10 protein-coding genes and 1 pseudogene are annotated in these 10233 nt (G+C 53.8%); 4 read left to right on the top strand and 7 right to left on the bottom strand.

The window, feature by feature from the left end:
• A pseudogene (locus tag BI347_RS24450) lies at positions 1-228 on the top strand (hypothetical protein); the annotation flags it as partial.
• 85 nt (positions 229-313) lie between these two features.
• On the opposite strand, the gene BI347_RS22350 reads toward BI347_RS24450, so the two are convergent.
• The 3 genes from BI347_RS22350 to BI347_RS22360 form a co-directional block, all read right to left on the bottom strand.
• A complete protein-coding gene (locus BI347_RS22350) occupies positions 314-1027 on the bottom strand; it encodes a hypothetical protein (RefSeq protein WP_158020845.1) in 714 nt (237 codons plus the stop codon).
• A gap of 62 nt (positions 1028-1089) precedes the next feature.
• Positions 1090-1800, bottom strand: a complete 711-nt coding sequence (locus BI347_RS22355; protein ID WP_071116772.1) for a hypothetical protein — start codon at positions 1798-1800, stop codon at positions 1090-1092.
• Positions 1801-1805: 5 nt separating this feature from the next.
• Positions 1806-2153 carry a DUF2345 domain-containing protein gene (locus BI347_RS22360; protein WP_139167268.1) on the bottom strand — a complete coding sequence of 116 codons (348 nt, stop codon included), beginning with the start codon at positions 2151-2153 and terminating at the stop codon, positions 1806-1808.
• Positions 2154-2210: 57 nt separating this feature from the next.
• On the opposite strand from BI347_RS22360, the gene BI347_RS22365 reads away from it, so the two are divergent.
• Complete coding sequence (locus BI347_RS22365) at positions 2211-2837, top strand: hypothetical protein (protein WP_071116774.1); 627 nt, start codon at positions 2211-2213, stop codon at positions 2835-2837.
• A gap of 217 nt (positions 2838-3054) precedes the next feature.
• Here the strand turns inward: BI347_RS22365 and BI347_RS22370 are convergent, their stop codons facing one another.
• Together BI347_RS22370 and BI347_RS22375 are read right to left on the bottom strand one after the other, a co-directional pair.
• A complete protein-coding gene (locus BI347_RS22370; protein ID WP_071116775.1) occupies positions 3055-3303 on the bottom strand; it encodes a hypothetical protein in 249 nt (82 codons plus the stop codon).
• 107 nt (positions 3304-3410) lie between these two features.
• Positions 3411-4157 carry a helix-turn-helix transcriptional regulator gene (locus tag BI347_RS22375; protein ID WP_158020823.1) on the bottom strand — a complete coding sequence of 249 codons (747 nt, stop codon included), beginning with the start codon at positions 4155-4157 and terminating at the stop codon, positions 3411-3413.
• A gap of 569 nt (positions 4158-4726) precedes the next feature.
• On the opposite strand from BI347_RS22375, the gene BI347_RS22380 reads away from it, so the two are divergent.
• Entirely contained in the window at positions 4727-5776 is a 1050-nt protein-coding gene (locus BI347_RS22380) for a DNA cytosine methyltransferase (RefSeq protein ID WP_071117125.1), read from the top strand.
• A 23-nt stretch (positions 5777-5799) separates the two neighbouring features.
• Complete coding sequence (locus tag BI347_RS22385) at positions 5800-8259, top strand: UvrD-helicase domain-containing protein (RefSeq protein WP_204378136.1); 2460 nt, start codon at positions 5800-5802, stop codon at positions 8257-8259.
• Positions 8260-8984: 725 nt separating this feature from the next.
• On the opposite strand, the gene BI347_RS22390 is transcribed toward BI347_RS22385, so the two are convergent.
• Both BI347_RS22390 and BI347_RS24090 read right to left on the bottom strand, forming a co-directional pair.
• Entirely contained in the window at positions 8985-9179 is a 195-nt protein-coding gene (locus tag BI347_RS22390) for a hypothetical protein (protein WP_071117188.1), read from the bottom strand.
• A 470-nt stretch (positions 9180-9649) separates the two neighbouring features.
• On the bottom strand, positions 9650-10111 hold the full coding sequence (locus BI347_RS24090; RefSeq protein WP_071117189.1) for an excisionase: 462 nt from the start codon (positions 10109-10111) through the stop codon (positions 9650-9652).
• Positions 10112-10233: the final 122 nt, after the last annotated feature.

The following is a 10233-nucleotide window of genomic DNA, read 5'->3' on the forward strand; positions in this document are numbered from 1 at the left end:
AAGTACAGCAACGGCAATCAGCGCCAGGGTGCGCCGACGGCCTCGGGGGAATTGGTGATCATGAACTGGAATGCTGAGGAGTGTGGAGGCTTGTTTAAAAGGGGATGGCCCGGTGTTGGACCGGGCTATGTGCTTGATTTGATGATTACGCATTGTCAAGATCGTCACGATGTCAGCGTGGCCGTCATCCATATGGCCAACAGCAGTCTTCCAGTAGTCATATCGTGAACCTGTAGATGTTGCCGGTCTCAACAAAAGCGGCGCTGTGCACGTTCTCCGTATCAACGAAAGCGCCGCTCTTGATCTGCCGGCATCAACTTTCGCGCTTCATGTAGACATAGAACCAATTCTTTGGATAGGTCTCGTGCTCGCTGTATTGATCTTCTTTAACCGCGAACACGACTGTTAGCGGAACAGAATTTTTGACGGTTGTAAATTTATAAAAGGCATAACCGAGCCAATTATAGTCAGAGGAGTGGAATTTTCTATAATCATAGTAGGGTGAGAAATCTATTTTTTTTGTTTCACTCTTTAAGTCTGACATTAGAAATTTCTTTACGAATTTCAATTCCAATTTTTCAAAGTCAGCCTGTCCGAAATTAGTCAGAATTTCGACTTTGTCTGAATTGCTCATGGTGATGTTGCTATACTTCCAGGGAGCATCCCCATCTTTGCGATCTATATCGCTTGAGAAGCCTCCAACGATACCCCGTGTGGCTTGGGATGGGCGGCTAATTATATAGGTATACAAGGTTCCGGTAACAACTGGATCTGTAGGAATCTTCGGAACAAACAAGTCCACCTTGATGCTTGCATCCTTATTGCCAACATCATCAAGGGAGACTTTCCCACTCAGGACGTCCAAGTTTGTTCCTATAAACCTCTCCAAGTTTTCCTTGTCAAGAGGCGTGAGTTTTTTACTCTTCATGCCATCACTTAGAAAGTGATCATAGTTAACGACTGTGCCATATCGATCGGATATCTCATCAACGATCTTCGGAACTTTTTTCTCGCCACCTTCATTCATGATAAAAACTCCTAAAGCAACAAATATGATCGCAAGTATGGGCAATACTAATTTTTTTCTTTTCATTGCTCTTTAGGCTCTTTTGGCCAGTCTGCTGGATTGATAGTGGGGTCCGGCTTTTTTCCTGGATAGGCATTCCCGTCATGCATGAGATTGCGCCACTCAGTTTTATTCTGGCTGAGTCTTATTTCACCCTGCGGATACTTGTCATGAATGGCCTCATAGAAGGCGTATGGGTTTACGACATCCTCCATAACAACACCTTTTCCTATAAAACTAGAACCTCTGGGAACGCTCGACCAGCCCGCGACAATAATGTCTCGTGCACTTCTGGCACAGGTGAAATTCTGGAAGATATTATAATATCTCGCCCCTGCCAGCACTTCAGCTCGGTATTCTTTTCCCTTGGCAAGCATCTTTTCGTATTGATCCTCGCTTATGTTAAATCTGAAAAGGCGAGTGTCGCCTGGTATTTTGTATTCTGGAGACCCTTGTCCGTAGGCTCGCTGAACAGGGTTGTTATAAGCCGGGCCGAGGCTGTAGAAAAATGTGACCTTGAGATTTTTGGTTAAATACATGAACGTGTGGCCAGGGTCTTCCAGAACGTAATGAACCTTTCTCATGCCATTGGGGGCAACATACACCTCGCGGTAGGCATTCGGATCATTTACCTCAAACCCGATGATCAGGTGAAAGACATCTTCTCGATGTTCGGCCACGGCATTTTTATCTTTCGGCTGGGTCTTTGCCGTCGTTGTTTTTGGTTGCGCCATAGCCACTATTCTTCCAAATTCATTCCAGTTGCACCATGGTCTAAATGGACCGAGAGGTCATTTGGATCGCTGGTATGTATCCGCTGCGTCCTGCCATACTTGTCGGTCACGCCCTTGAATATCTGCCCTTTGCCGTCTTTGAGGATGTAGGGCATATTTTTCTGGATGTTGCCCTGAGCATCCTTCACCACGAATGAAAGGCTATTGTAATCCGCTGATGGCATGCCTTGCATATTCGTGCCAATTTGCGCCGGGCCTGAGAGCGCGATATTCTGTCCACGAATACTAACTGTGCCTGGGCAATGCACTTCAATATTGCCCCCTGCTATTCTGATGTAACCGCCGCCTGACATTTTCTCTCCAGGGTAGGATGGTTCGGATTAGAAAATCAAATACATTATTCGCTCAGCATGACATTCATCATTGCAATGCAGGCCGAAGACAGCCTCATCGTCTCCGCCGACAACACGACGATCGCGTTCACCAATTCCACTGCCTTTAGGCGGAGCATTGCCTGCCAAAAACTCCACGAGTGGCCAGGTGGTGTGTTCACCGGCACCGGCGAGTATGGCGTCGTTCAGCGCACGCTAGGGCACCTCACCCGCGGAGCTGCCCTAGCGTCTCTGCCGGTGCTGCTGGCGCGCGAGAAGGAGTGTCGGCGCCAAGAGGCCGGCCCGAACGAACAGATCGACATCACGCGGTTGATTCTGTCAGCCCCTACGCCACAAGGCCCGCGGCTGCACATCGTCACGGATGACGCCATCGAGCAGATCGGCCCAGGCGAGCTGCTGATGTTCTTCCCGCTCAACCACGACTTCCTGTCGGCCTCGTCAGAGGCAATCCACGACCTGAACGCTTCGCTATGGGCCAAGTCGAACTTTGCCACGCCTGATGAGTGGATCAGCTTCTATGCGGAGAAGTTCTCGGAAATTTACGCACTGCAGAATCAAAACAACGAGCTAATCAGTAGGAGCTTCCATATCTACTTTCAGGCTGAAGAGCTGTCACTGACGTTCATTGCGGCCAACTCCTCGTAGTGCTAGCACAGCTTGGGACAGGTGATGGAGTGGAGTCACCTATGTAGGTCACCTCCTTGCCAAACATTGAGGTGGTGGCCGCTGCGCTGACGACTTTATCCTCCATGGTTAGTGGGGTCGCCGAGTCGGATAACGGGTTTCATCGGGATGAGGAGCTGCAGGATAAAAGATCGTGGAGACTACCATAATCCATTCTGCAGCTCTGCTGGGCATTTGGTCAGGTGGGTTTACTATCGTTGGCGGCCGTGGGGGGGGCCTCCGACTCAAATAGCAGTGTGGCGGCCACGGCTTGCAGCAAGTGGAACGTGGACTCGCCATCTAGCGTTGTGCCATTTGACCGATCCGCTATCAGCGAGCAATGCCCTTTGAGGAGGGAAGCGAGGTTTTCGAGTGTTTCCCTGGTGCTGGAGCCGATCATGGGGTTCAGGCAATGCGCGAGATCACGGGTGAGGTGCAGGTAGTGCATGTTAGCGCCTTATTTTTTTGGAGGAAGAAGCATTATCTCCACGATATACGCATATTTCATTCCCTGAAAAGAAGGGCTGCTCCGTCGCACTGGATGCAAAATTCGAATTAATCAGTACAGCTGAACAGGATTTTTACAAGGTGTCTTGAATTGTTCGCGCCATACCGTTCGACCATGCGATTGACATGGTCGGTGACGGTGGTCTCATCGATGCCGAGCGCGGCTGCTGTACTGCGGTAGCTTTCGCCCAGGCTGATGAGTTCGACCACATCCCGCTCCCGCGGCGAGAGCTCGAATAGCCGGTTCTTGGGTAGCAGGAGCCGCCGTGCGCACTGGACGATATGCGTCCATACCATTTCTATCATCCGGATTAGTTGGGCATCCTCTTCGGCTCGTTGCCCGGATAGGCTGAGGATCACCCGATGATTTCGCTGGTCGGAAATAAAGGAAACACCATGCGTCATGCCATTGTTGCGGCATGAGGCGAGGAATTTGCGCTGTGACAGGGTAGGACGTTTGAGCCTGGCGAACTCGGCGGACCAGTGCACGGGCTGGCCGGCTGGGGCGCTGAGGATGGGATCGGCAGAGCGGAATCCTGGGTCGTCGTAGCGCTCCAGCCAGTCGGCTGGCCAGTCGTGATAGATGACTCGGTGTAGTTGCGGAAGATAGCGACCGCGACCGGATATCGCAAGGAGGACGGGAGGCATGAGGGGTATGGCATTACGTAATCCACGGAGCCATTGAGTCAGTTCATCTACAGATGAGAGTGAAGCGAGTTGTTCATGTATCGCCAACAAGGAATACGCCGACCATGGCGGCACCTCGACTAGCAGCTGCCGAATGCGATCCTGCATGCAGACTCCCCGATCCCTGTACATCTGCTTCTCTTTATTTCAGTCCAAACAAGTACATTTACAGATGGGGGCTCATACTTGATACAGAAGCGTGGTGCAGGGTGAAGAAAAGCCCGTCAAATATGCAAAATGATTTCCGAAATCGATGCGTAAGTGCTTGATTTTAAAGGTGTGAAAGTTGTTGTTTTTCCTTGCAACTTACCTCAACTTAACTTCTTAAGTCATTGATATTTATATGAATAATGTATTGATATGCACTTATAACATCCAAAGGGGTGTGCCTCTGTAACTAATTGATATGTAATGAGAAAACTTACCCCCGCCACGATGACTCCAAAAACAATACAAAACCGTTGTTCGGGGCTCTGCACAAATTAATCCATATAGCGAGGCTTGGTAAGCTAGTGAGAGCTCTCCAAAGCTGACTTTCTAAGCAAGATTCAGGAAGTCTGCTTTCAATGAGTAAGCAGCTGATCTCCCTGTCTGCGGGGTGATGCAACCTCTTCTGTATGGCAACCCTAGAGAAAGGTTATACTCGAGTGGGAGGATTTTGCCTGGTTTTGGATAGCATGAAAAAAACATTGATCAAGCAACACGCACCGACAGCCATAGACCTGTTCTCCGGCTGTGGTGGATTATCTCTTGGCCTTAAGCAGGCAGGATTCCAGGTAGCCTGCGCGGTCGAGATCGACCCCAAAGCGCAGGAAACTTACCGTCTAAACCATACGGATGTCCGGTTGGTCCCTTCCGACATACGAAAGGTCCGAGTTCGGACGCTGATGCGTGAGCTAGGCATGAAAGCAGGTCAACTCGACCTGTTGGCCGGGTGCCCACCCTGCCAAGGCTTCTCCCGGATCAGAACCAGGAACAAGAGCAGCTCGGACGCTGACGCCCGAAATGACCTGATCTTCGAGTTCCTGAGATTTGTGCGCGGTTTCCGCCCCAAGACAGTCATGTTAGAAAACGTACCGGCGCTGAAAGACGACCCTCGCTTCGAAACCTTCTGGGCGGAAATGCAGCGTCTTGGGTACCGCGGCCAGCCGGAAATCCAGGATGCAGCAAAATTTGGGGTTCCGCAGCGCAGGAGACGCCTCATCTACTTGGCCGTCCGTGGCAGATACCCGCTGCCCGAGCTCGATGCTACCGGCGAGTTAAAGACCGTCCAGGATGTGATTGGGGCTCTCGCCCCAGCTGGCACATCTGGCGATCCTATACACGACATCCCCGAAAATCGTGAATCGAAGACGTTGGCGCTGATTAGGGCAGTTCCGCACGACGGAGGCAGTCGCACGGACCTGCCCGAACAATTTCGGCTTGCCTGCCATGAGACAACCGACGGGTTCAGGGACGTGTACGGCCGGATGAGTTGGGGGCTGCCGGCCCCAACTATCACCGGCGGCTGCCATAACCCTTCGAAGGGTAGGTTTCTTCACCCTGTCCATGATCGCGCGATTACGCTTCGGGAAGCCGCTCTCCTACAAGGCTTCCCGGCTTCATACAGATTCAATGCAGAACATGGCAAAGAAGCGATCGCACTGATGATCGGCAACGCTTTACCTCCACCCTTCATCAGCGCACATGCGACGGCGCTCATTAAATCGATTCGCAAACACAAGTAAAACAAACAGCAGAAGGGGTTTCCATGGACAAGATGGAGGTTCTAATTCGGAGCAAACTAACTCCGGATCAGGCTGATGCTGCGCTGGATGCAAGCAGGGAAGTGCTGTGTTTGGCCTGCGCTGGGTCAGGAAAGTCACAGACCTTGGCGTTCCGGGTCGCTCGTCTCATATCCGAAGGCGTATCGCCAACCTCGATCGTGGCATTTACGTTCACGGAGAAGGCCGCCGAATCCATCAAACGACGCATTGCGCAAACGCTTTCACTAGCAGGATTCAGCACAAACCTGATCGGACAGATGTATATCGGGACGATTCATTCCTTCTGCCAGAACGTGCTAGGAAAGGCCGACGCGAAGTATCGCCAATACGATGTTCTAGACGACAATCGGCTTACGCTCTTTCTCATGTCCCGTTATCCTGCCTTGCAGATCAAGCCGCTTAGGATAAGATTCGGAGACCGCTATTTCGAGACGATCAAAGAGGTGGCTGCTGCTTGGAAGCTCTGCCAAGATGAAGGCCTAGACGTTACGAGCGTGGCGACGAACGACCCGGAGGTTGGGACTGTCCTTCAGCTCCTCAAAGATCTACTCGACAGAGACCAATATATTGACTTCGGTTCGATGATCAGACTGGTCGTCGAGCATTCGATCGGTGGCAATGCTGCGGTGAATCGCGCACTCTCGGAGATATCCCACCTCCTTGTTGATGAGTATCAGGACGTTTCGCCTTCCCAAGAGGCACTGATCCAGGCCATCCATGCGCAAGGAGCGTCACTCTTCGTCGTCGGCGATGATGACCAGGCAATCTATTCCTGGCGCGGTGCTGACGTAAGCAATATCCTAACGTTCCGTGATCGCTACCAGGTCCAAGCGATACATAATCTTGATACGAACTTTCGAAGCACCCGTGCCATTGTGGACGTCTCCTCCGACTTCATCGCACAGGAGCTGGGCGCCGCCAGATTGCGGAAAGACCCGAGCAATCATCGCGACATCGCGCCACGTGAATTGGCCAACTATCTATTCGACGATCGGAGTGAAGAAGCCGATTGGGTCACCAACCGGATCGAACAACTACTCGGTACACTGTTCACGGAAAAGAACGGTAAGGTGCGCGGACTCACTCCCGGTGACATCGCCATTCTGATGAGATCGACTCGAGGAAGCGAACAGAGCGGAGAAGCGCGTCATAACCCCTTCACATCCCGACTGGCAGCTAAGGGCATCCCATTTTCCTTGGAGGCAGGAGGAAATCCGTTCGACCGCCCGCAGGTGGCGGCCCTGCGGGAAGTCTTCCGCTTGCTGGCAAATGGTAACCCCGATAGGGCGGAAGCAAAAGAGGTCTTTGACCAGGCGATCCTCCCTGGTTATCCAAAGGCGGACTTTGCACGATTTACTCGCGTCCTGTCCGACTGGGGCAGGAGGATTCATGCGCCGACGGGAGGTGCTCGCCAGCGCCTGCTCCCTCAAAACCTTGTATTCGATCTGCTTTCCGCTTTGCAGATTTCAACATACCCTCCAGCACCCGAGGTGATGAGAGAGATCGGACTTTTCAGCCGAATGATCCAGGACGTCGAAGGTGTCTACCTAAGCGTCGATTCTTCAGATCGATTCCGTCAGGTATCTCACTTCCTTGAGTTCGTCGCAGACGGTGGGTACAACGTCAGCACAGACGATGTAACGCAGCGACCCGATGCAGTCTCGGTAGCAACAGTCCATAGCGCAAAAGGACTTGAGTTTCCTGTTGTGTTTGTCGTGGACTGCCAAGCCGGCAGATTTCCCGGTAAGAACTCCAGCTATCGTGGCCTTATCCCGAAACAACTCGTACAGGCTGCGGTCCAGCGAGGTGCCTATATCGGTACTCGTGAGGCAGAAGCGAGGCTTTTCTATACCGCGTTGACCCGTGCGGAGGCATTTCTATACGTTACCGGGGCTGCCAACCTCCCCGGTGGAAAGCGTGCGAACAAGGCATCGCCGTTCTCCCTGCGGATGACCGACACTGAGCTGATCCCTGCCACCGATGTAGCCACCAGTTTCCCTACCGAACCTAGGCAGCCCCGAGTAGACCAAACGATCCTTCCGACCAGCTTCAGTGATATCAGGTACTACCTGCATTGTCCGATGGACTACAGGTTTCGGCGCGAGTGGGGGTTTAGCCCAGCCGTACCGGAGCTGTTCGGGTATGGGCGTGCCGTCCATGTTGCGATCGAGAAATTGCATGAGCTTCACCCGGTGCACCCACCTACGAGTGATGAAGCGGCAGCGGTGGCGATGGAGTCGTTCCACCTGAAGCACATTGCACCCAGCGGCGACCCGGTAAACAGGCCTGGTGCATATGAGCGAGCCAAGAACAAGGCAGTCGAAATCGCCCAGCAATACGTCACCGAGTTTGCTGAGGACTTCACTAGTCGCCGGCAAGTGGAGGCTAGGTTCGAAATCCCTGCAGCCGACTGCCTGATAACAGTTCTATTGACCTGCTCGTGAACGAGAGCCAGGACGGCACAATCCGTGATGCCGAAGTCATCGATTTCAAGACTATGGAAGCAGGCAGCGATCCGTTCGCAGACCCGGACCTGGATTGTTGCTCTGTCGCTACAGGTTCAACTGTATGCGAAGGCCGCGCGCGAAGTGTTGCAGGAGAATGCAGTCGCAGGATCGGTCCACTTACTCAAGGATAATCGTCGAATTCTAGTGCCAGTTGATTCGAATGCTGTACAAGCAGCCGTGTCGAATGTCGAGTGGGCGTTCGAGGGATTCTGGCTCGGCACTTCCCCGTGCGCCCAAATCCAACAAAGTGTGGGAAATGCGATTTCCAAGAACTTTGCAGCAAGCAGCCCCAGGAGTTTAACAAGGCGCTAGGCGTACCTCCCCCTATACATACGCCCAACGGCCAGTTTCAGGCGAAGGCTTTCAATACTATTGATTGAGTTGTGCACTGGCGGCAAAGCCTCATAGCAATATCTTTATCGCCAGCGCCAATCCGCACCACTGGCCTAGTATTTGCACTTGTCGTTGTTGAGGAGGCCGTAGTTAATCGTCACCCACTCCGCCCCGCGTGCATCCAGGTACAGATCGGTCGTGCTGGCGTTCTTGTGGCCCAGCAGCCGCTGGGCAAAGACCTTGCCATGGGTGGCTTCGTAAAGGCGGCTGGATAGCGAGCGATCTCGTGGAAGGTGGTGGGGTGGTCCTCGCCGCCGAAGCCGGCCTTGTCACGGGCGTCGGCGAAGACTCGGGTGAGGAGACGGGGCGTATGCCTTGGCCTGGCTGAACGCGATGCGCAACCTTGCGCGCGTGAATGAAGGTTTGCGGGTTGTGGCGTTGCTGGCCAGGCATTCGTCGATCACTTCGCTCAGGGTTTGCGGCAGCAGGTCTATTTTCAGGGAGAGCGGTAGGCGCAGCTTCATGCCAGTTTTTCCTGGATTACGTGCAAGTGGCCATCCTGCACGTCTTTGGGCCCATGCGCGCCACGTCTTCTCTGCGCTGGCCGGTGATGAGCGCCAGCTTCAGCGCGCTGGCGCCCAGGTGCGTTGTTTGTCTTGTTCCGCGTGCGCCAGGATGGCCAGGAACATTTCCTTGTGAGGCGCTGGCGCTTGGTGCGGAGGCCGTGCACCTTGGTGGCTTCGCCTGGATTGTATTGAAGCCAGCGCGGCGATGGCTTCGCGGAAGTAGTCGACCAGCGGCTGGCGCCATGCTGGCCATGCGTTCCTTGCCGCCTCTGTCCATGTCTTAGCAAGTCGGCTACATCCAGAACGGAAATGCTTTCCAGGGTGCGATCACCCCAGGCGGCATCGCCGGCGCAGCTGGTCTTTGGCGGAGATCAGGCTGTTGGGCTGACCCCGCGTTTCTCCAAGACTTCCAGATAGCGAAGATACCATCATAGCATGTCGATTGGCGCGCCGGTGAGGCGGTCTACAGCGGCCGGGCTGTGTAGGCTGGCTATGAGCAGGTTCGCTTCCAGCGCCTGTTCCACCGCGGCGTTTCTATCTCTCCCCAGTCCGTACTCTTTTCCGTCGCGCGGATCGCGCCAGGCGAAATAGCCGTTCGGTTGTAAAGGTAACGGGGAGGTTTCGATTTGAAAGGTGCGGCGCCGGCCATTGTGCCTCTCCATGATGCGTTTGATGAGCGGGTTGCGTTGGAGCATCGCCGCGGTGGGGCGAACAGGAACCAGGTTGCCGGCCGGCAAGTAGGCCGCGCTTGGCTCAACAAGCCACTTGCGGCCCACTTTCTGGGCGGGCGGGAAGATGAGGCCGTCCCGGGCCCAGCGGCGCAGCGTTGCCAAGCCTGGCGCGTGTCGCCCAAATTGGCAGGCAGACCATTCCTCCAGGCTTTGCAGCATCAGGCTCCCTCCTTGGCAACGTTGAGGGAGATGAGAGGCGGTTTATAGGCGGGTTTGAATGGTTGATGCATGGCGATCTCCTATGCGCACAGGCCATACGAACTAACGCAGGCGGTTGGCTC

Source organism: Chromobacterium sphagni (assembly GCF_001855575.1).
Lineage (GTDB): Bacteria > Pseudomonadota > Gammaproteobacteria > Burkholderiales > Chromobacteriaceae > Chromobacterium > Chromobacterium sphagni.